We start from the raw sequence: 20206 nt of genomic DNA, 5'->3' as shown, positions 1-20206 counted from the left end.
TCAGGCATCCAGAATGCCAGCCACCTTCAGCTTGCCACTGGCCACATCGGCCCAGATGGCGCGAAACTGTTGCCAGGCATCGGCGCTGATGATTTTGGGGTTGTGGTCTCCCGCTGCGCCTGCCACCGGCGACCAGATCACGTCCACCGCGGGGTGCCACTCGCCGCCACCGCCAAAGCTGCCGTCGGCCACGCTTTTGGCAATGGTTTTGACCATCTCGCCCAGTTCGATGCGCAAACTGGTGCCAACGACTGCGGGTGCGATGGCGGTTTGGTCGGCATAGCAGCCCAGCGCCTTGACGTTGGCGGCGGCAGCGGCTTGCAAGGCGCCAATGCCGGTTTCGTTGGCGGCATGCCAGATCACGTCTGCACCGTTGCCAATCAAGGTTGCTGCGGCCTGGCGACCTCTGGCGGCGTTGCCGTATTCACCCGTGATGATGCCCGCAGCCTTGATGCCCGGCACGGTGCGCTCGGCACCAGCGACGAAGGCGCGCAGCATGCGTTGCTGGGTGGGGTTGTCGCCACCACCCACAAAGCCGACTGCGGCGCGCTTCTCGGAAATCAGCGCCGCCAGGGCGCCCGCGCAGTACGAGGCATCGTAATACGCCAGATCCGCATACTGGATGTTGGACGGCACGCTTGGCTCGGGCAGGAAGGAGGAGACGAAGAACTTGGTATCCGGATACTCGGGCGCGATCTCCAGCAAGGCGCTGCCGTACTCATAGCCGTGGCCGATGATGAGGTCGTAGCCATCATCCGCATAGCCGCGCGTGGCCTGGGGAATCTCGGCCTGGCCGATGTTTTCGGTAAACACTGCTTGAAAGCCGGGTGTGCTTTGCAACGCGACGATGCCTTCATGCGCCAACTGGCCCCAGCCGCCATCGGCAATGCTGCCTGACAACAACAGCGCGACCTTGGTGGTTTTGTTGGGGTTGGCGGCCAGCGCGCGGCGCATGCCACCCAGGCCAAGGCCCAGTGCGCTGGCCAGTGAGAGGTGGTGGAATTGGCGGCGAGACAGGGTTTGCATGGCGGGACTCCAGGTAGGGTGGCTAAAAGGCTGGGTGCTCAGGCGGCGGTGAGGCGGCGTTTGAGTTCCAGCAGAAAAGGGATGTCGCGGATCTGATCGTCCTGCACCACGTCCCAGGCCACGCCGCCGGGCTGCGGGTAGGGCGAGTGCGTCTCGATGCTGCGTTCGGGCGTGAAAATCCAGTGCAGCGCCGAATCGTGCGCCAGCATTTCGATCTGCGCGTCGGGCACCACTTGCACCTCGTGCACGGTGGTGACGATTTGCGCGTGCGCGGGCAAAGTTCCCAACTCGCGGAAGATGCCCAGTTCCAGGTCGGCGAAACCGCCGCCTTTGCCGGTGCGCCCGCCTTGTGCGGTGACGGCGACGCAACCGACCACGACCACATCCATGGCCTCCATGTCCTCGAACTGCACGGGCTCGCCCACTTGCAAGGCGCCTTGCGAGGTGGCCGCCAGCTCGAAAGAGATGTCTCGCGCTTTGAGCTGTGCAGGGTCGAGCCGCACGAACGGGAAGCCCTGCACCAGCTCCGGCACCGGCGTGTAGAGAACCTTGCCGTCGTACAAGGCGCGCAGCCGCACCGGAATCTGCGGTGGATCGGGGTTGCACTTGACGATGCGGGCGTCTTGCCAGAACGCCGTTTGCGCGAGGCGTTGCGCCGCAGCATCGGCGCCCACGAAGTTGGGAATGCGGCTGGCCACCGGCCCGACGTTGACCTGCGCACGCTCCAGCGCCTGCCAGACCTCTGTGCGCAAAGTGTCCTTGCCTTCGTGCCGACCCTGCCAGCGGGCGGCGTGCTCATGGTGGTAGCTCATGGTGTGTGCCTGTTTGTTGAAAGGATGAGCGGAGTCTAGAAGTCGATTGCGCGTTTGCACATGGGCACCTTGTTATGGCTGTTATGTGCGCAACACAGGTTCCGTATGCAAAAGCTGCCCATCTGGTGCAAATACCGCTTTGCCATGCCTCAAAACTGTGCGCAACAGCTTTTTGCCCCATTGCGGTGCCTTTGTGGCGGCGACAACTGCGAAGGCATCATCCGCATCTTCGCTGCATGAGCATCGGCCGATTCACGCTTTCTCTTTGAATGCAACCCGTTTCATCGTGACACTGGCAAGCTAATTGCCTGTATGCCACCATCATGAAAGAACTCGGCACCCTGAGCCTGCAGTCCCTGCAGGTGCTTGACACACTGCTTCGCACGCGCAGCGTCTCTCGCACGGCGGATACCCTTGGGCAGACGCAATCGGCTATCAGCGTGGTGTTGCGTCGGCTGCGCCAGCAGCTGGGCGATGCCTTGCTGGTGCGCGATGGCAACCAGATGGTGCTCACACAAAAGGCGCAGCACATCCATGAGGATTTGCATGGCCGCCTGCTGGCGCTCACCCAACTGCTGGAAGCGAGAGCCCCTTTCGATCCCGACACCGCGCAACAGACCTTCAATATCGCCAGCGCCGATTGCGTGCAAACCCTGTTTCTGCCGCGCCTGGCCAGTCAACTGCGCCAACGCGCCCCGCACATTCGCCTGCGGCTGGGCACGGTTGATCCCAGCGGCGGCTTCTCTGCTGATCTGGCCGAAGGGCGGCTTGACGCCATCATTGGCAATTGGCTCAATCCCCCGGAGCATCTGCGCTGCCGCAAGCTGCTGGAAGACCGCATGGTGTGCCTGATGCGCCCTGGCCATGCGTTTGCCGACCGCGAAGCGTTGACATTGGAGGACTACCTGGCGCTCCAGCACGTCGCGCCGGACCTGTTCATCTCCAGCAGGCTCGGCCCCGTCGATGGTGCGCTGGCGCGCGTGGGCGCGCGCAGAAACATTGCCGTGACGGTGCCGGAATTCGGTCTGGCGACCTACCTGGTTGCCGACTCCGACCTGGTGTTCACCGCCAGCAGCCACTACGGCTACTACTTCGCGGAACTGATGGGGCTGGTGGTGGTGGAAGCCCCGGCCGAGCTGGATCCCATGCAGTTTTACCTGCTATGGCATGAGCGCACCCAGCGCGAGGCCGCTTGCATCTGGTTGCGCGAGCAGATAATGGATGTAGCCTCGTTATTTGACGCGTAAGTTCCCGTGAAAGAACTCGCCCCATAGACGCAAGTCCGCTTCGCCGCCTTGGGAGGCCATACGCTCTTGCTGCGAGCCAGGCCCAAGCCAGCGCTGTCGGATGGTGATGTGCTGACTTGAGCGAGTCGATCAACTGTTCATGCCCAACTTGGCAGCCTGCAACTTCACGCGTATGCGAGCACTGATGGCACCAGTGCGCCCGCAGCACGGCCGAGGGCAGGAAAAAGAAGGGGAAACCGCCCCAAGAGCATCAGAAGAGGCGCACATCGAAGAAGAATCCCGGCTCCTGGGAAATCATCCGATCTCCGGGAACAGCAGGAATTGGCCTGCAGGGTTCTTCAGCCGCCTGTTGACAGCTGTTCAAAGCCTTGAGGTTTTCATGGATAGGCAAAAATCGGAGCGGCTGCTATATTGTGCGCTGCAACAAAGCATAAGGCCGCACACCATGCTCTACCAGATCTATGAGGCACAGCGCTCGATCACCGAGCCGTTCGCCGATTTCGCCAAAGCCGCCTCCAAACTGTTTGCCAACCCGTCTTGGCCACTCTCGGACACGCCGCTGGCGCTGCGCATCTCGGCCGCCTACGACCTGATCTACCGGCTCGGCAAGGACTACGAAAAGCCCGCCTTCGGCATCGAGACCGTGAGCGTCGATGGCGTGGACGTGACCATCCACGAGCGCGTCGAGATGGAACGGCCATTCTGCGAACTGCGCCGCTTCAAGCGCTTCTCCGACAACACCCAGACGCTGGAGGCGCTGCTGGAGCAGCCGGTGGTGCTGATCGTCGCGCCGCTCTCAGGCCACTACGCGACGCTGCTGCGCGAGACGGTGCGCACCATGCTCTCGGGCCACAAGGTCTACATCACCGACTGGAAGAATGCCCGCATGGTGCCCCTCTCCGAGGGCGACTTCCATCTCGACGACTACGTCAACGACGTGCAGGACTTCATCCGCTACCTGCAGGAGAAGTACGGCCACTGCCATGTCATCAGCGTCTGTCAGCCCACCGTGCCGGTGCTGGCCGCCATCTCGCTGATGGCCAGCCGGGGCGAGCAGACGCCGCTGACCATGACCATGATGGGCGGCCCCATCGATGCGCGCAAATCGCCCACCTCGGTCAACAATCTGGCCGTCACGCGCAGCTTCGAGTGGTTCGAGAACAACCTGATCTACCGCGTGCCCTACGGCTTCCCGGGCGAGGGTCGCGAGGTGTACCCCGGCTTTCTGCAGTACACCGGCTTCGTCGCGATGAACCCGGACCGCCACGCCAGCAGCTACTACGACTACTTTCGCAACCTCATCAAGGGCGACGACGACGCCACCGATCACCACCGCAAGTTCTATGACGAGTACAACGCCGTGCTCGACATGGATGCCAACTACTATCTGGAGACCATCCAGACGGTGTTCCAGGACTACAAGCTGGTCAAGGGCACCTGGGATGTGAAAAACCCCGCTGGCCAGCCCGAGCGCGTCAAACCCGCCGACATCCGCACCACCGCGCTGATCACCGTCGAAGGCGAACTCGACGACATCTCCGGCAGCGGCCAGACCCGCGCCGCCCACACCCTGTGCAAGAACATCCCGGATGACATGCGCGCGCATGTCGAAGTCGCCGGGGCCGGCCACTACGGCATCTTCAGCGGCAGCCGCTGGCGCAAGCTCGTCTACCCGCAGATCCGCGATTTCATCCTGCGCTTCCAGCCTCGGGCAGCCGCGCCACAGGTCACCGCTGCCGTCACCAGTGACGATGCCGAACCATTTCAGGCCAGCGCGCCGGCATCCGCCACGCCCGCAGCCCCCAGCGCCGCAGAACCGCCAACCGCACCTGCCACGTCTGCCGCGCAACCAGCTCCAGCCGTGGCCGCCAGCGTCCAACCACAGACGGCCGAACTCTTCCCCGCCAGCACGACCTCCGCAGTCCCGGCATCCGTGCCGGCCCCTTCGGCACCCGCCAAGGCAAAGCGCAGTCGTCCCAGCCCCAAGACAGCCGTGAAGGCCGCATCCAACGCGGCGCCAGCGCCAGCGGCCACTCCTGCGGCAAAGGCCCGGCGCCCGGCCAAGGCTTCAGCAGCTGTGGTAAAAAAGGCGGCTTCGGGCGACTCGCCTGACACCAGCCAGGCCCCTCAAACCAGCCAAGCCAGCAACGTGGTGGCCCTGCCACCCGGCAAACCCCAGGCGCCGACGGCCAACGCAGGGGCCGACGCCACGCCAACTGCCGCCCCCGCTGGCCGCAAGACAGCCACAAAAACCACCAGCCGCACCACGCCCCGCCAGCCGGCGAGGCGAGCGGTCGCCCCCAAAGCCCGTGCCAGCACCAAGCCTGCTTCTCCCGACCAGTCCAACGCCGCCTGAGACCGCCCGGTCCATCACCAGTGCCGCGGCACTGGCCGAGCGGCTCGACGACGCCCTGCCGCAAACCCAGTGCACGCGCTGCGGCTACCCGGATTGCCGCGCCTACGCAAACGCCATCGCGTTCGAGGGCACCGCCACCAACCAATGCCCGCCCGGCGGCCAGGCCGGCGCAGACCGGCTGGCCAACATCGCCGGCCGTGCGCCCATGCCCCTCAATCCGGACAACGGACGCGAAGGCCCGCGCGAGCTGGCCCTCATCGACGAGGACTGGTGCATTGGCTGCACACTGTGCCTCAAGGCCTGTCCCACGGATGCCATCGTCGGCGCCAACAAGACCATGCACAGCGTGATCGACGCGCATTGCACCGGCTGTGCCCTGTGCGTGCCGGTGTGCCCGGTGGACTGCATCCGCATGGAGCCCGTGACAGGCGCCGCCACCGGCTGGCAGGCCTGGAGCCCGCAGCAGGCCGACACGGCCCGCCAGCGCTATGCGCGGCGCGCCCAGCGGCTGGGCCTGCGCATCGGCACACGCCCCGCGCCCCTGCACCAGCGCCGCGCAAAGCCCGCACCAGAGGCCACCGGCACCATCGTCCATGCGGAGGCCAAAGCGGCCGATGGCAGCATGGCCGATCGGTCACCAGTCGCCCGGGATGCGCCGGGAGCCTCCGCAGGCGCCAACGCCGCCGCCGCGCCCGACAAGGCGGCGCTGCTGGCGGCCATCATGGCCAAGGCCCGGGCGCGCCGCGAGCAGGCCTGAGCAACTTGTTCACGATCTTTTCATGGGTCACGCAAGAGGACAAAAAATACAGGGGCAAGACGCCGGGTGGTTTTTTTGACCTCCTGCCCCTCGGATTGACCCAGCAGGCCCGGCGACAATCGATCAGGCGGCTGCCTGCAGCTGCCAGGCCATGGTCTCGCCCGCGCGCAGGGGCTTGAGCACCGTCTCGGCGTAAGGGTAGGACTCGGGCATCTGCCAGCTGCTCTTGCGCAGCGTCACCGTTCCTCGGTTGCGCGGCAGGCCATAGAAATCGGCACCATGAAAGGCCGCAAAACCTTCGAGCCTGTCCAGCGCACCGGCATTGTCGAAGGCCTCGGCATACAGTTCGATGGCCGCCGGCGCCGTATAACAGCCTGCACAGCCCACGGCAGCCTCCTTGAGCGGCGCGGCATGCGGGGCACTGTCGGTGCCGAGGAAGAAACGGGGGCTTCCCGAAGTGGCCGCGGCCACCAGCGCCTGGCGGTGCGTCTCGCGCTTGAGCACCGGCAGGCAGTAATAATGCGGGCGGATGCCGCCCAGGAACAGCGCGTTGCGGTTGTAGAGCAAGTGGTGCGCGGTGATGGTGGCCGCCAGGAAGTCATCGGCCTCGCCCACATACTGCGCCGCCTCTTTCGTGGTGATGTGCTCCATGACGATCTTGAGCAGCGGGAAATCGCGGCGCAGCGGCATCAGCTGCTGCTCGATGAACACCGCCTCGCGGTCGAACAGGTCGACACTCGGGTCGGTGACTTCGCCATGCACCAGCAGCACCATGCCGACCTCCTGCATGGCTTCGAGCGCCGGATAGATGTTGCGCATGGCAGTCACGCCCGCATCGCTGTTGGTCGTCGCTCCGGCCGGGTAAAGCTTGCAGGCCACCACACCGGCGGCACGCGCGGCGCGGATGGTCGCGGGCGTCATGCGATCGGTGAGATACAGCGTCATCAACGGCTCGAAACGGGCCGCGGCGGCATCGGCCGGCACAACTTCGGCCAGCGCGTCGAGGATGCGCTGGCGGTAGGCCAGCGCCGCCGCCACGTCGGTGACCGGCGGGCGCAGATTGGGCATGACGATGGCGCGGCCGAACTGCGCCGCCGCATGCGCCACGGTGGTGTGGAGGGCCGCGCCGTCGCGCAGGTGCAGATGCCAGTCGTCGGGGCGGATGAGGGTCAGTTCAGTCATGGGTATCCGTGGTGGTAATAGGCTGCATTGGGGCCGCGTTGGCCAGTCAGCCCAACAGGGCCTGCGCGAACTCGCGCGCATTGAAGGTCTGCAGGTCTTCAAGCTTCTCGCCCACGCCGATGAAGTACACCGGCACCGGACGCTCCTGCGCAATGGCGGCCAGCACGCCGCCCTTGGCGGTGCCGTCGAGCTTGGTGACGATCAGGCCGGTGAGCTCCAATGCATCATCGAAGGCCTTGACCTGCGCCAGCGCGTTCTGGCCGGTGTTGCCGTCGATCACCAGAAGCACTTCGTGCGGCGCGCTGGCATCGGCCTTGGTGATGACGCGCTTGATCTTGCGCAGCTCCTCCATCAGGTGCAGTTGCGTGGGCAGGCGCCCGGCGGTATCGACCAGCACCACGTCCTTGCCACGCGCCTTGCCGGCGGTGACGGCATCGAAGCTGACGGCAGCCGGATCGCCGCCCTGCTGGCCGATGATCTCCACCGTGTTGCGGGTGGCCCAGACGCCCAGCTGTTCGCGCGCGGCAGCGCGGAAGGTGTCGGCGGCGGCCAGCAGCACGGAGGCATCTGCTTCGGCCAGGTGGCGCGTGAGCTTGCCGATCGAGGTGGTTTTGCCCGCGCCGTTGACGCCGGCGACCATGATGACGGTGGGTTCGTGCTCGCCGATCACCAGGCCTTTTTCCAGCGGCCGCAGCAGTTCGGTGATGGCCTCGACCAGCAGGCCCTTGACCTGGGCCGGCTCGGCGGCCTTGGCGGCCTTGACGCGCTGGCGCAGGTCTTCGAGCAGAAAGCTGGTGGCCTTGACGCCGGCATCGGCCATCAACAGCGCCGCTTCCAGCTCCTCATACAAATCTTCGTCGATCTTGGTGCCGGTGAAGACGGTGGAGATGCTGGTGCCGGTCTTGCGCAGGCCGGCACGCAGCTTGTCCATCCAGTTCTTGCGTTCGCGTTCGGGCGCGGCCGCCGGCGCGGACTCGACCTCCGGCTCGGCGGGTGCGGCAGGAACCGCGGAGGCGACGGGCTTCTGCGGCGTGGGCCGCACAGGTGCGACGGAAGCAACAGGAGCGGCGGCAGGCACCGGCGCGAGTTGCGGCGCTGGCGCGGCAGCCGGGACAGGCTCGGCGGGCAGCTCCGCCGGTGCTACCGGTGCTGCCTGAACCGGTGCTTTGACCCCGTCATCAGCAGGGACAGGTGGCCATGCCGCCGGAACCTCGACAGCATCCTCCGCAGGAGCGTCCGGCAGCGATTCCTGCGGCTCGCTCCTGCGGCCAAAGGGCTTGCGCAGCCAGGCCATCACGCCACCGGTTTCCTCGGGCGCAGCGGCAGGCGCCTCGGGAGCTGGAGCGGGCGCGGCCGGGGCCGCGGCGGCCTCCGGGCCGGTAGCATCGGGCGCACCAGTGGGGTCTGGCGGTGGTGCGGCCGATGGGGATCTTTTCTTGAAAAAACTGAACATAATGCAAGTTGCGCCCGTGGGGGCGCATGGAGTTTCAGGCGGGGCCATGCGCACAAGCGCGCTGGCGGCGCCTGCCATTGATCACGGGATTGTATGAAACGTTTGACATTGCTCTGGAGTTCTTCCCTTTGCTGCGCGGCCCTGCTGGCCGGCTGCGCCAGCCAGCCAGCGGCCGACACCTCCGTGGCCCCCAGCCCTGCCGCGCACGCTCCGGCCAGCGCCCCCGAGGTGCTGCGCGAAGACGAGCGCCTGGCCCACTACCGTCTGCCCAACGGGCTGGAAGTCATCGTCAAGCCCGACCGGCGCGCCCCCACCGCCATCCACATGCTGTGGGTGCGCGCCGGCGCCATCGACGAGGTGGATGGCACCAGCGGCATCGCCCACATGCTCGAGCACATGATGTTCAAGGGCACCGAGAAGCTGGCGCCGGGCGAATTCTCACGCCGCGTCGCCGAGCTCGGCGGCCAGGACAACGCCTTCACCAGCCGCGACTACACCGGCTACTACCAGCAGGTGCCCGCCAGCCGGCTCGAAGACGTGATGGCGCTGGAGGCCGACCGCTTCCAGCACAACCGGTGGCCCGACGAAGAATTCCTGCGCGAGGTCGAGGTCGTCAAGGAAGAGCGCCGCATGCGCACCGACGACCAGCCCCGCGCCAAACTCTATGAGCAGTTGATGGCGGTGACCTACCTGGCCTCGCAGGAGCGCCGCCCCATCATCGGCTGGATGGACGACATCGAGCACTTCACCGCCGACGATGTGCGCGCCTTCTACCACCGCTGGTACGTGCCGGCCAATGCCGCCGTGGTGGTGGTCGGCAACGTCGAGCCGCGCGCCGTGCTGGCACTCGCCGAGCGCTACTATGGCCCGGCAGCCGCCGCGCCGCTGCCAACGCGCAAGCCCACCGCCGAGCCCCCGCAGCAGGGCCCGCGCCGCCTGGTGCTGCGGGACCGTGCCGAACAGCCGGTGCTGCTGATGGCCTTCAAGGTACCGCCGCTCGCCAACATCGAGCAGCCCAGCGAGGCCGACCGCGAGGCGCTGGCACTGACCGCACTCTCGGCCGTGCTCAGCGGCTATGACGGCGCACGCCTGGACCGTGCGCTCACGCGCGGCGCGGGCCGCATCGCCGACAGCGCCGACAGCAGCGCCGGCTTGAGCGGGCGCAGCGGCAACGGCCTGTTCGTGCTCAGCGGCATTCCGGCCGCCGGCCGCAGCAACCAGGAGCTCGAAGCCGGCCTGCGCCAGGCCGTTGCCGAGATCGCCGCGCACGGCATCAGCGCCCAGGAACTGCAGCGCGTCGTCACGCAATGGTCGGCCATCACCGTCTATGGCCAGGATTCCATGTACGCGCAGGCCAGCGAGCTGGGCAGCAACTGGGTCCAGGGCTGGCCGCTCGATGCCACCGACCGCCTGCTGGCCCTGCTGCGCGAGGTCACACCCGGGCAGGTGCAGGCGGTGGCCCAGAAGTACTTTGGCGACGATGCGCTGACGGTGGCAGAACTGCTGCCGCAGGCCGCCCCGGTGGCGGCAACCGGCACCAACCGCCCGGCCCCGACAGCCCGCCCGGTCCAGCCTGCCGCAGGAGGTTCGCAGCAATGACCCGCCGCACCGCGCTTTCCGCCCTTCCCCGCACGCCATCCCCTGCCATGTTCCCTGCCCTGCCCACCACAGCCTCCCCCACTCTCGAGCGCCGTCCGTGCCGTCTGGTCCGCCGCTGGACGCACTCGCTGGCCGCGCTGCTGCTGGCCTTGCCGCTGGCTTCGGCCATGGCCGACGAGCGCCTGCTGCCCATCGAGCACTGGCAGCAGCCCAGCGGCGCGCAGGTCTGGCTGGTGACCAGCCCGAGCCTGCCGATGGTGGACGTGCAGATCGACTTCGACGCCGGCTCCCGCCGCGACCCGGCCGCGCAGGCCGGTCTGGCCGATGCCACCGCCGCCATGCTCACCAAGGGCGTGCTGCGCCATGGCCAGCAGCCCGCGCTCGATGAAGACCAGCTCGGCCAGGCCTGGGCGGACCTGGGCGCGGCATTTTCCGCCAACGCCGGCAACGACCGCTTCAGCCTCAGCCTGCGCAGCCTGACCGAGCCCGCACTGCTGGAGCCGGCCACGGCGCTGGCGGCGCGCCAGATCAGCCAAAGCGCCTGGCCCGCCGCCGTCTGGCAGCGCGACCGCGAGCGCTGGAGCGCCTCCCTCGCCGAAGCGCAGACACGCCCCGGCGTGATCGCCTCGCAAGCCTACCAGAAAGCCGTCTACGGCACGCACCCCTATGGCTACCTGACCACCCCACAAAGCCTGCAGCACATCCAGGTGCAGGACATGCAGCGCTTCTACGAACAGCACGTGCTGCCCTGCCGCGCCAAGGCCACCGTGGTCGGCCAGGTCGACCGCGCGCAGGCGGACCGGCTGGTCGCCACCCTGCTGGCCGGGCTGCCGCAGACACCAGGCGCCGCCTGCCCGGCCCTGCCCGCCGTGCCCGAAGTGGCGCCGCTGCAGCAGGCCAGCGAGCAAAAGATCCCGTTCCCGGCCGAGCAGGCCCAGGTACTGATCGGCCAGCCCGGCATTCGCCGCGACGATCCGGACTTCCTGCCGCTGCTGGTGGCCGACCACATTCTTGGCGGCAGCGGCTTTGGCTCGCGGCTGATGGAAGAAGTGCGCGAGAAGCGCGGCCTGGTCTATGGCGTCTACAGCAGCTTCAATCCAGGCCTGCACGCCGGCGCCTTCACCATCAGCCTGCAAACGCGCGCCGACCAGGCCGACGCGGCTGTGGCGCTGGTGCGGCAGGTGCTCGGCGACTTCGTCGCCAACGGCCCGACCGACAAGGAACTGCAGGACGCCAAGGCCAACCTGATCGGCGGCTTCGCGCTGCGCATCGACAGCAACGCCAAGTTGCAGGGCAATGTGGCCAACATCGCCTGGAACGACCTGCCGCTCGACTACCTCGACACCTGGAGCGACAAGGTTGCCGCCATCAGCGTCGAGGACATCCGCCGCGCCGTGCAAAAGGTGCTGCGCCCGGACGCCATGGCCACGGTCATCGTCGGTAGCGGAGTCCGTCCGTGAACGCAGCCCGTGGCGGCCGCTCCTCCGGCCACGCCCCACACCCTCCGGCCCATGCCGCAGGGGCGCCCGGCGAGGTGCGCATCATCGGCGGCCAATGGCGGCGCTCGCGCCTGCCGGTGGCCAACCGCCCCGGCCTGCGCCCCACACCCGACCGCGTGCGCGAGACGCTCTTCAACTGGCTGGGTCAGGACCTCACCGGCTGGCACTGCCTCGACGCCTTTGCCGGCAGCGGCGCGCTCGGCTTCGAGGCCGCCTCGCGCCACGCCGCCGAGGTGCTGCTCGTCGAACAGGATCGCGCCGTCGCAGCCCAGCTCAAGGCCAATGCCGGGCGCCTGAAGGCCGGCAATCTGCGCGTGCAGGCAGGCGACGGCCTGCTGGCCCTGGCGCAGCCTCCGGCCGGCCGGCCGGAAGGCTGGGACCTGGTGTTCCTCGACCCACCCTTCGCCGCCGGACTGGAAAGCCAGGCCCTGGCATTGGCAGCCGGCGTGCTGGCACCGGAGGGACTCGTCTACCTGGAAAGCGGCCAGCGCCAAGATGCCACCGCACTGGCGGCCCAGGGCTGGCAACTGCTGCGCAACCTGCGGGCCGGAGCCGTGCATGCCCATCTGCTGCAGCGTGGCGCGGCCCACGACACTACCGTCCAGCCATGAACCGCGCCCGGACCCTGGTCATCCTTGGCACTGGCGGCACCATTGCCGGCGTAGCCAGCGCCGGGGGCGACAACCTGCACTACCGGGCCGCGCAATTGCCCATTGAAGCCCTGCTCGCCGCCGTGCCGCAACTGCGGGAGCAGTTGCAGGCACACCAGGCATCGCTGGTGGCCGAGCAGATCCTGCAACGGGACAGCAAGGACATGGAGCCGGCCGACTGGCTGCAGATGGCAAGGCGCATCGCGCAGCATCTGCGCCAGCCGGATGTGCGCGCCGTGATCCTCACCCATGGCACTGACACGCTGGAGGAAACCGCCTGGTTCCTGCACCGTGTGCTGCCCGCCAGCGCCAAGCCGGTGATTCTCGTCAGCGCCATGCGCCCTGCCACCGCACCCGATGCCGACGGCCCGCAGAACCTGCGCGACGCCTGCGCACTGGCCCTCGCGGACGGCACGCCCGGCGGGGTGATGGCTGTCAATACCGGCGTGCTGCACCACGCCGGCCATGTGCGAAAGGCCCACCCTTACCGCCTGGCCTCCTTCAGCTCCGGTGAATACGGCCCACTGGGCTGGATCGAGGCTGGCCAGCTGCGGCTGGCGGCGCCAGGCATGGTGCCACTTTCGCAGCCAGGCAGCCAGGACACCCCGGACTGGCATGGCGGCGGTCACCACCAGCACCTGCTGGCCTGGACTGATACGGATGGGCCGCCCGCGCCAGCCGTAGCCTGGGTCACCAGTCATGCCGGCTTCGAGCCACGCGCCATCGATGCGCTGGTGCAGGCCGGTTTTGCCGGCGCGGTGGTGGCAGCCACCGGCAACGGCACGCTGCACCACCGGCTCGAAGCCGCATTGCAGCAGGCCTGCCGGCAGGGACTGTGGGTCTGGATCACCACGCGCTGCGCAGAAGGCGTGGTGGTGGGCGGCGAACGCCCGGCGGACCTGCCGGCGCATGGCGAGTGGCGCTGCGTGCCGCTGCCGGCGGCCAAGGCCCGCGTGGAGATGCTGCTGCAGCGCTGGCAGGCCGATTACAACCAATAATCCTCGGGCCTCAGGCGTCAGCCGCCGGGCTCAATGAAGCGCGCCCGCGGTGATGGCCGCACCGCCACAGCCATCGCATTCGAGCGCCGACAGCAAGGCCACGCGCAAGGCCCGCACCATGTCTTCGAGCGGCAATGCCGGGCTGCCTTGCCCCGGCAGCCACGGCACGTGCACAAAGCCGCAGCGCACACCGTGCCAACAGCCACCATCGAGGGTCTGCAAGCCATGCAACAAGCCATACAGCACCTGGTTGCAGACATAGGTGCCGGCACTCTGGGAAAGCTCCACCGGCACTCCGGCGGCGCGCATGGCCCGGAGCATGCGCTTGACGGGCAGGCTTGTGAAGTACGCGGCCGGGCCACCCGGCACCACCGGCACATCGACCGGCTGGCAGCCCTGGTTGTCGGGGATGGGTGCATCGATGAGATTGATGCCGATACGCTCGATGGCCATGGCGGCGCGCCCGCCGGCCAGCCCGAGGCAAAGCACCAATTGCGGACGTTGCCGCCGCAACTGCGTGAACAGCAATTCCAGCGCATCGCCAAAGGCCACCGGCAACTGCGCGGCCGCAATGCGGTGGCCTTGCAGCACCACGCCGTCGAGCGCCCGGGCGATCTCCCAACTGGAATTCAGCGCTGCGCCATCGAACGGCGCAAAGCCCGTCAGCAGGATCGACGCCGGCTCCGCCTCAGGCATGCCCGCGGGCTGCCTCGGCTCCGGCCTGCGGCACCGGCTCTGATCCGGTAGCCGGCATGCTGGCGATCACCTGCGCCACCGCCGCCGTCAGCCGCTTGGCATAGGGCACGTGCAGGAATTCATTGGGGCCGTGCGCATTGCTCTTGGGGCCGAGCACGCCGCAAACCATCATCTGCGCCTTCGGGAAGCCCTGGCTGAGCAGGCCCATCAGCGGAATGGTGCCGCCCTGGCCGATGTAGCCACAATCGGCGCCGAACTGCGCGCGGCTGGCATCATTGAGCGCGCGCTGGAACCAGCCGTCCATGGCCGGTGCGTTCCAGCCGTCGGAGCTGTGCACGTCCTCGAAGGTCACGCGCGCCTGGTAGGGCGCATTGTCCTCGAGCAAGGCCTTCATCTCGGCCACGCAGGCGGCGGCATCGACCAGCGGCGGCGTGCGCAGGCTGAGCTTGAAGGCCGTGAAAGGCCGCAGCACATTGCCGGCGCTCGCCAGCGGCGGCAGACCCTCGGCGCCGGTGACGCTGAGTGTGGGTTGCCAGGTGCGGCGCAGCAGCGCCTCGGTCGGGTCGGTGGTGGTCGGCAGGGCAAACTGCGTGCCGCCCTGGCAATCGTAGTGCGCCCACGGAAAACGGGCGTAGAGCGAATCCCCCAGGGTTGCCGCGGTGGCGCGGGCCTGCGCGATGCGCTCGGGAGGCACCTCGCAGTGGAACACCTGGGGCAGCAGGCGGCCATTGGCGCTGTCCTCGAGCCGGTCGAGCACCTGCCGCATGATGCGGAACGACGAAGGCACGACGCCCGAGGCGTCGCCCGAATGCACGCCCTCGGTGAGAATCTCGACCTTGAGGGTGCCGGTGATATTGCCGCGCAGGCTGGTCGTGAGCCAGAGCTGGTCGTAATTGCCGGCGCCCGAGTCCAGGCAGATCACCAGCCCTACATCGCCGATGCGCGGCCGCAGCGCGTCGATGTAGGGCAGCAAATCGACCGAGCCGCTTTCCTCGGAGGTCTCGATCAGGCCGACGATGCGCGGATGCGGCAGCTTCTGGCGCTGCAGTTCCTGCACCGCGGCGATGCTGGCGTAGACGGCATAGCCGTCATCGGCGCCGCCACGGCCATAGAGCCGGCCATCCTCGTACTTGGGCGTCCAGGGCCCGAGGTCGCTGCGCCAGCCGGAGAATTCGGGTTGCTTGTCGAGATGGCCATACATCAGCACGGTCTGGCCGGCCGCCGGCTGCGTGGCTGCGACCTCGAAGAACAGCACCGGGGTGCGTCCGGGCAGGCGGATGATTTCCAGCGCCAGCCCCGGCACCTTCTGCGCGCGCACCCAGTCGGCGGCGTTCTGCACCACCTTGTCGATCCAGCCCAACGCCTGCCAGTCGGCCTCGAACATGGGCGACTTGGCGGGGATGGCGATGTAGTCGGTGAGCTGGCGGACAATGTCCGCATCCCATTGCCGGGTGATGTGCTGCAGCGCCTCGTCAGGCTGGAACTGCGGCAGTGAAGCGGGGGCATTCATATGGCATGGACTCCTTGCCCGGGCCCTTCCCATTGTTCATTGTTGGACGTGGGAGATTGGCAATGGCGGCCCGATGGCCGAACCAGTGTATGCCAAATTGGCGCACGGTGCCGATGGCGGCGCTACCAAAACACCGGTCCGGCAGGCCTCCGCCGCACGGAGCGATTGCACCGGGCGCCGGGCAGCTCAGCGATGCATCAGGCTCAACGACGGGCCAGCCGCAGCGCCAGCGGCAGCAGGATGGTTGCCAGGCGCAGCAGCCGGCGCGGCCCGCCCAGCACCAGGCCGGCACCCAGCGCCAGGCCGGTGGCGATCGGGTGGCGCAGCGCCACCGCGCGGCCGCAGGCGACGAGCGGATGGCTATAGACGGTTTGCTCGACCAGCTGCGAGACGTTGCGCGGCGCCGGCCTCTGCTGTGTGCCGCGCAGGCGGCGTTGCTCGGCCAGTGCGGCGTCGCGGCTGGCAATGCGCTGGCGCTGCTCGATGATGCGCTGGAGTACTTCGCGCTCGGGCGCGCCCACATGTGCCTTGGCCTGCTCCAGGGCATCGAGCACGCGGCGCTGGCTGGGTCGCAGCGCATCCGGGTTGCGGGCCTGCGCGTTCATAGGCGCTCCTTGAGTTCGGCCAGATCCTCGGCCAGCACCTTGCGGGTCAGCGCAAAGGGCTGTGCCAGCCGCTTGGAGACCTTGAAGACGACCAGCAGCGTGGCCACCCCCAGCAGTGCCCAGGCCAGCAACACGCTGACGAAGGCCGTGACCCAGTGTTCGGTGCCATTCCAGTGCAGCAGCGCCACCACCGAGGCGAGGATCAGAAAGCCCGAAAGGAAGAACAGCCCCAGCGCCGCCGCCAGCACGGTCCAGATCAGGGCCTGGCGCTGCGTGTGCCATTCCAGCCGTGCCAGTTCGACGCGGTCGGCCACGGCGATGCTGCCTTCGTCGACCCAGTAGCGTGCCGACTCGCGCAGCCGGTCAATACCCAAGAGTGCCTGCCAATTGATTGCCACGCCCGTTCCCTTCCAAATTATGAAGCCAGCCTCCCAGCGATACCGGAAGGCTGGCTCGATGCCATTTCATTCAGCCGGGCCCCACCCTGACGATGGCCCCGGCCCCGGCGGGGTTCAGCGACGGGCGACCAGATAGCCGACCAGCGCGCCCAATGCAATGGCAGCGCCGGCGATCTGCCAGGGCTCGTCATGGGCATAGCGGTTGGCCGCATGGGCGCCATCCTTGGCGCGGGCAGCGGCATCCTGGGCGGCACGCACGGCGGCCTGGCGCGCGCTGTGCAGGCCGTCATCGAGCTTTTCGCGCAATTGGCGGATTTGCGGCAGGTCGTCCAGATCGCGGCTGGAGATCAGACCACGCAGGTCGGAAACCAGTTTTTCCAGGTCGTCCTGGGCCACGGCGGCTGTCTTGTTGAAAACTCCCATGTCGTACCTCGCTTGCAGTTGGTTGAGGGGAGGGCCGGCACCACGCACACGGGGCGCCGGGGCCGGCCCGATGCAACTATCTTAGCGCAGGCGCCGTGCCCGCACGTAGGAAAGGAGCGCAATCGCATGGGCCATGCGCTGGCATAGCCGGCAATCGCCGTCCGCCGCCGCGCCCCGGAGCTCACGCACACACCGCGCTGACTCCACCATCAATCCGCGATCCGACGGCCATCACACTGCAAATCCATCGTCCGCGGCGATGGTTGCCCCATTGACGAAATGGCTGTTGTTACTGGCCAGCAGAACGATCAGCGCATCCAGGTCGGCGGGCTGCCCGATCTTCTTGCGCGGCAGCATCTGCACCAGCTTCTGGCCAGCCTCGCTCTGGAAATGGGCGCGGTTGATCTCGGTCTCGATGTAACCGGGGCACAGCGCATTGGTGTTGATGCCAAAGCGGCCCCATTCAAGCGCCATGGCCTTGGTCATCTGCACCACGCCGGCCTTGCTGATGGCGTAGATGCCGATCTGCGGCAGCACCTTCAGGCCCGCCATCGAGGCGATGTTGATGATGCGCGCGCCATCGATGCGGCCGCCGGCTTCTCGCGCGCGCTCGATCATGCGCCGCGCCACGGTCTGGGCCACGAAGAAGGCGCCTTTGAGGTTCGTGTTGAGCACGAAGTCCCAGTCCTGCTCGGTGACGTCCTGCAGGCGCTGCGTGGTGCTGACGCCGGAATTGTTGACCAGCACGTCGATCGGACCGGCCTGTGCCTCGGCGGCGGCCACCGCCGCCTCGATCGAGGCCGGACTGGTCACATCCAGCTCGACCACGAAGGCCGTCCCACCGGCAGCGGCGATGCGCTGCTGCACCACCTCGAGCGAGGCGCGCCGGCGGCTGGCGAGCACCACCGTGGCACCCGCCGCCGCCAGGATTTGCGCAAACTGTGCGCCCAGGCCGCTGGAGGCGCCCGTCACCAGCGCGGTACGACCCGACAGGTCCAGGATGTAAGCCATTTCATGCTCCTTCGAAGCGAATCGGTTTCATGGAAAATACGCAGTGCAAAATGCGCCGGGAGGGGTGCGGCGCGCCGTCGCACTCTCTACAATGCGCGCACGCCCTGTCCGCCAGATTGTCACCAGCTGCCGCGCCACGCCAGTCGCGGACTGGACAGAGTCACGGACCCGACAGCATCCGGGCAAACCCCATGGGAACATGGGGAAAAATCACAAGTCCGGAGCATGCGAAACACCCCACAGAAGAGAAGCCCATGACCAACGAAGAAATCCTCGCCCAGTACGGCCCGCGCGAATCGATGGAATACGACGTCGTCATCGTCGGCGCCGGCCCGGGCGGCCTGGCCACGGCGATCCGCCTCAAGCAACTGGCGGCCGAGCGGGGGCAGGATATCTCGGTGGTGGTGCTGGAGAAGGGCTCAGAGCCGGGCGCGCACATCCTCTCGGGTGCGGTGATGGACCCGCGCGCGCTCACCGAGCTGATCCCCGACTGGAAGGACAAGGGCGCGCCGCTGAACCAGCCGGTGACCGAGGACGCGGTGATCTTCCTGACCGAGAAATCGGCCTTTCGCACCCCTGGCCCGCTGGTGCCGCCCAACTTCCACAACCACGGCAACTACGTCATCAGCCTGGGCAACGTGGTGCGCTGGCTGGCCCAGCAGGCAGAAAGTCTGGGCGTGGAGATCTTCCCCGGCTTTGCCGCCACCGAGGTGCTCTACAACGAGGATGGCTCAGTCAAGGGCATCGCCACCGGCAACATGGGCATCGGCAAGGATGGCGAGCCCACCGCCGAGTTCCAGCTCGGCATGGAGCTGCACGCCAAGTACACCATCTTCGCCGAGGGGGCGCGCGGACAGCTCGGCCGCCAGCTGATTGCCCGCTTCAACCTCGACGAGGGGCGCGATCCGCAGACCTACGGCATCGGCATCAAGGAACTGTGGGAGGTCGATCCCAAGCGCCACCAGCCGGGCCTGGTCATCCACACCGCCGGCTGGCCGATGGACAGCAAGACCTATGGCGGCGCCTTCCTCTACCACATGGACGGCAACCGGATCGCGCTGGGCTTCGTGGTTGGCCTCGACTACAGCAACCCGTACCTGAGTCCGTTCGAGGAATTCCAGCGCTGGAAGACCCACCCGAACATCCGCTACTACCTCGAAGAAAACGCCGAGCAGGGCATCAAGGCCGGCAAACGCCTCTCGTACGGCGCGCGCGCCATCGCCGCCGGCGGCCTGCTGTCGCTGCCCAAGACCATCTTCCCCGGTGGCGCCCTGGTGGGCTGTGAGGCGGGTTTCCTCAATGTCAGCCGCATCAAGGGCAGCCACGCTGCCATCAAAACCGGCATGCTGGCCGCCGAAGCCGCCTTCGAGGCCCTTGCCGCCGGTCGCCAGCACGACGAACTGGCCGCCTACCCACAGGCCTTCGAGCAGAGCTGGCTGCATGAGGAACTCAACAAGTCGCGCAACTTCAAGGGCTGGTTCAAGAAAGGGCTGCTGACCGCTTCCATCATGAACGGCATCGAGCAGTTGGTGCTGCGCGGCAACGTGCCCTGGACCATCCACCGCACCAAGCCGGACTATGCCTGCCTCAAGCCCGCCAGCGAGTGCAAGCCCATCGTCTACCCCAAGCCCGATGGAAAGCTGACCTTCGACAGGCTCTCGAGCGTGTTCATCAGCAATACCAACCATGCCGAGAACCAGCCGCCGCACCTGACGCTCAAGAACCCCAAGGTGCCGGTGGAGATCAACCTGCGCACGTACGCCGGGCCCGAATCGCGCTACTGCCCGGCCGGCGTGTACGAGTTCGTCGCCGACGCCAGCGCCGAGGACGGCGAGCGCCTGCAGATCAACGCGCAGAACTGCGTGCACTGCAAGACCTGCGACATCAAGGACCCGACCCAGAACATCGTCTGGGTCGCGCCCGAAGGCGGTGGCGGGCCGAACTACGTGGACATGTGATCCAGGCGCCGGGGCACGCCAGCCGC

17 protein-coding genes and 1 pseudogene are annotated in these 20206 nt (G+C 67.5%); 8 read left to right on the top strand and 10 right to left on the bottom strand.

The genetic code is table 11. The features are described from left to right. A complete protein-coding gene (locus EV687_RS14630) occupies positions 1-1026 on the bottom strand; it encodes a BMP family protein (RefSeq protein WP_122229653.1) in 1026 nt (341 codons plus the stop codon). 38 nt (positions 1027-1064) lie between these two features. Further along, positions 1065-1838, bottom strand: coding sequence for a 5-formyltetrahydrofolate cyclo-ligase (locus EV687_RS14625; RefSeq protein ID WP_122229655.1), 774 nt, complete (start codon positions 1836-1838; stop codon positions 1065-1067). Between the two features lie 323 nt (positions 1839-2161). On the opposite strand from EV687_RS14625, the gene EV687_RS14620 reads away from it, so the two are divergent. From EV687_RS14620 to EV687_RS14610, 3 genes and pseudogenes are all read left to right on the top strand, one after another. Then, positions 2162-3085: a LysR family transcriptional regulator gene (locus EV687_RS14620; RefSeq protein ID WP_122229657.1), complete on the top strand. Its 924-nt coding sequence runs from the start codon at positions 2162-2164 to the stop codon at positions 3083-3085. Positions 3086-3530: 445 nt separating this feature from the next. Beyond that, positions 3531-4919, top strand: a pseudogene (locus EV687_RS14615) (polyhydroxyalkanoate depolymerase); the annotation flags it as partial. Between the two features lie 475 nt (positions 4920-5394). Next, a complete protein-coding gene (locus EV687_RS14610) occupies positions 5395-6198 on the top strand; it encodes an RnfABCDGE type electron transport complex subunit B (protein WP_242612665.1) in 804 nt (267 codons plus the stop codon). A gap of 123 nt (positions 6199-6321) precedes the next feature. Here EV687_RS14610 and pyrC read toward each other — a convergent pair whose 3' ends face one another. Further along, positions 6322-7380 carry a dihydroorotase gene (gene pyrC / locus EV687_RS14605; RefSeq protein WP_122229661.1) on the bottom strand — a complete coding sequence of 353 codons (1059 nt, stop codon included), beginning with the start codon at positions 7378-7380 and terminating at the stop codon, positions 6322-6324. 46 nt (positions 7381-7426) lie between these two features. Beyond that, entirely contained in the window at positions 7427-8674 is a 1248-nt protein-coding gene (gene ftsY / locus EV687_RS14600) for a signal recognition particle-docking protein FtsY (protein ID WP_122229934.1), read from the bottom strand. A gap of 252 nt (positions 8675-8926) precedes the next feature. Here ftsY and EV687_RS14595 point away from each other — a divergent pair, with 252 nt between their 5' ends. The 4 genes from EV687_RS14595 (at position 8927) to EV687_RS14580 (ending at position 13579) form a co-directional block, all read left to right on the top strand. Beyond that, on the top strand, positions 8927-10432 hold the full coding sequence (locus EV687_RS14595; RefSeq protein ID WP_122229663.1) for a M16 family metallopeptidase: 1506 nt from the start codon (positions 8927-8929) through the stop codon (positions 10430-10432). Between the two features lie 167 nt (positions 10433-10599). Further along, positions 10600-11892 (top strand): M16 family metallopeptidase, encoded by a 1293-nt coding sequence (locus tag EV687_RS14590; RefSeq protein WP_122229936.1) that lies wholly within the window; start codon positions 10600-10602, stop codon positions 11890-11892. Beyond that, complete coding sequence (gene rsmD, locus EV687_RS14585; protein WP_122229665.1) at positions 11889-12542, top strand: 16S rRNA (guanine(966)-N(2))-methyltransferase RsmD; 654 nt, start codon at positions 11889-11891, stop codon at positions 12540-12542. The genes EV687_RS14590 and rsmD overlap by 4 nt, the downstream gene beginning before the upstream one ends. Then, positions 12539-13579 (top strand): asparaginase, encoded by a 1041-nt coding sequence (locus tag EV687_RS14580; RefSeq protein ID WP_122229667.1) that lies wholly within the window; start codon positions 12539-12541, stop codon positions 13577-13579. Before rsmD ends, EV687_RS14580 begins: the two co-directional genes overlap by 4 nt. 30 nt (positions 13580-13609) lie before the next feature. Here the strand turns inward: EV687_RS14580 and pcp are convergent, their stop codons facing one another. From pcp to EV687_RS14550, 6 genes are all read right to left on the bottom strand, one after another. After that, positions 13610-14275, bottom strand: a complete 666-nt coding sequence (pcp, locus tag EV687_RS14575; RefSeq protein ID WP_122229670.1) for a pyroglutamyl-peptidase I — start codon at positions 14273-14275, stop codon at positions 13610-13612. Further along, entirely contained in the window at positions 14268-15785 is a 1518-nt protein-coding gene (locus EV687_RS14570) for a M20 family metallopeptidase (protein ID WP_122229672.1), read from the bottom strand. Before EV687_RS14570 ends, pcp begins: the two co-directional genes overlap by 8 nt. Before the next feature lie 203 nt (positions 15786-15988). Then, positions 15989-16390 (bottom strand): hypothetical protein, encoded by a 402-nt coding sequence (locus EV687_RS14565; protein ID WP_122229674.1) that lies wholly within the window; start codon positions 16388-16390, stop codon positions 15989-15991. After that, positions 16387-16788, bottom strand: a complete 402-nt coding sequence (locus EV687_RS14560) for a phage holin family protein (protein ID WP_162846618.1) — start codon at positions 16786-16788, stop codon at positions 16387-16389. The genes EV687_RS14565 and EV687_RS14560 overlap by 4 nt, the downstream gene beginning before the upstream one ends. 114 nt (positions 16789-16902) lie before the next feature. After that, positions 16903-17211, bottom strand: coding sequence for a glycine zipper domain-containing protein (locus EV687_RS14555; RefSeq protein WP_122229678.1), 309 nt, complete (start codon positions 17209-17211; stop codon positions 16903-16905). Between the two features lie 231 nt (positions 17212-17442). Next, a complete protein-coding gene (locus EV687_RS14550) occupies positions 17443-18222 on the bottom strand; it encodes an SDR family oxidoreductase (RefSeq protein WP_122229680.1) in 780 nt (259 codons plus the stop codon). Between the two features lie 254 nt (positions 18223-18476). Between EV687_RS14550 and EV687_RS14545 the strand changes: the two genes are divergently transcribed. After that, a complete protein-coding gene (locus EV687_RS14545; protein ID WP_122229682.1) occupies positions 18477-20180 on the top strand; it encodes an electron transfer flavoprotein-ubiquinone oxidoreductase in 1704 nt (567 codons plus the stop codon). Positions 20181-20206: the final 26 nt, after the last annotated feature.

Source organism: Corticibacter populi (assembly GCF_004217315.1).
GTDB lineage: Bacteria > Pseudomonadota > Gammaproteobacteria > Burkholderiales > Burkholderiaceae_C > Lampropedia > Lampropedia populi.
Note: the sequence above shows the minus strand (reverse complement) of the source record. Positions and strands in the feature narration are given on the sequence as shown.

What these genes read in the sequence shown, in the direction of transcription:
- EV687_RS14595 (WP_122229663.1), top strand. Translation starts at nt 8,927, where the DNA reads ATGAAACGTTTGACATTGCTCTGGAGTTCTTCCCTTTGCTGCGCGGCC.
- EV687_RS14580 (WP_122229667.1), top strand. Translation starts at nt 12,539, where the DNA reads ATGAACCGCGCCCGGACCCTGGTCATCCTTGGCACTGGCGGCACCATT.
- EV687_RS14550 (WP_122229680.1), bottom strand. Translation starts at nt 18,222, where the DNA reads ATGGCTTACATCCTGGACCTGTCGGGTCGTACCGCGCTGGTGACGGGC.
- EV687_RS14620 (WP_122229657.1), top strand. Translation starts at nt 2,162, where the DNA reads ATGAAAGAACTCGGCACCCTGAGCCTGCAGTCCCTGCAGGTGCTTGAC.
- EV687_RS14555 (WP_122229678.1), bottom strand. Translation starts at nt 17,211, where the DNA reads ATGGGAGTTTTCAACAAGACAGCCGCCGTGGCCCAGGACGACCTGGAA.
- EV687_RS14565 (WP_122229674.1), bottom strand. Translation starts at nt 16,390, where the DNA reads ATGAACGCGCAGGCCCGCAACCCGGATGCGCTGCGACCCAGCCAGCGC.
- EV687_RS14630 (WP_122229653.1), bottom strand. Translation starts at nt 1,026, where the DNA reads ATGCAAACCCTGTCTCGCCGCCAATTCCACCACCTCTCACTGGCCAGC.
- EV687_RS14545 (WP_122229682.1), top strand. Translation starts at nt 18,477, where the DNA reads ATGACCAACGAAGAAATCCTCGCCCAGTACGGCCCGCGCGAATCGATG.
- EV687_RS14570 (WP_122229672.1), bottom strand. Translation starts at nt 15,785, where the DNA reads ATGAATGCCCCCGCTTCACTGCCGCAGTTCCAGCCTGACGAGGCGCTG.
- ftsY (WP_122229934.1), bottom strand. Translation starts at nt 8,674, where the DNA reads ATGGCCTGGCTGCGCAAGCCCTTTGGCCGCAGGAGCGAGCCGCAGGAA.
- EV687_RS14625 (WP_122229655.1), bottom strand. Translation starts at nt 1,838, where the DNA reads ATGAGCTACCACCATGAGCACGCCGCCCGCTGGCAGGGTCGGCACGAA.
- EV687_RS14590 (WP_122229936.1), top strand. Translation starts at nt 10,600, where the DNA reads ATGGCCGACGAGCGCCTGCTGCCCATCGAGCACTGGCAGCAGCCCAGC.
- pyrC (WP_122229661.1), bottom strand. Translation starts at nt 7,380, where the DNA reads ATGACTGAACTGACCCTCATCCGCCCCGACGACTGGCATCTGCACCTG.
- pcp (WP_122229670.1), bottom strand. Translation starts at nt 14,275, where the DNA reads ATGCCTGAGGCGGAGCCGGCGTCGATCCTGCTGACGGGCTTTGCGCCG.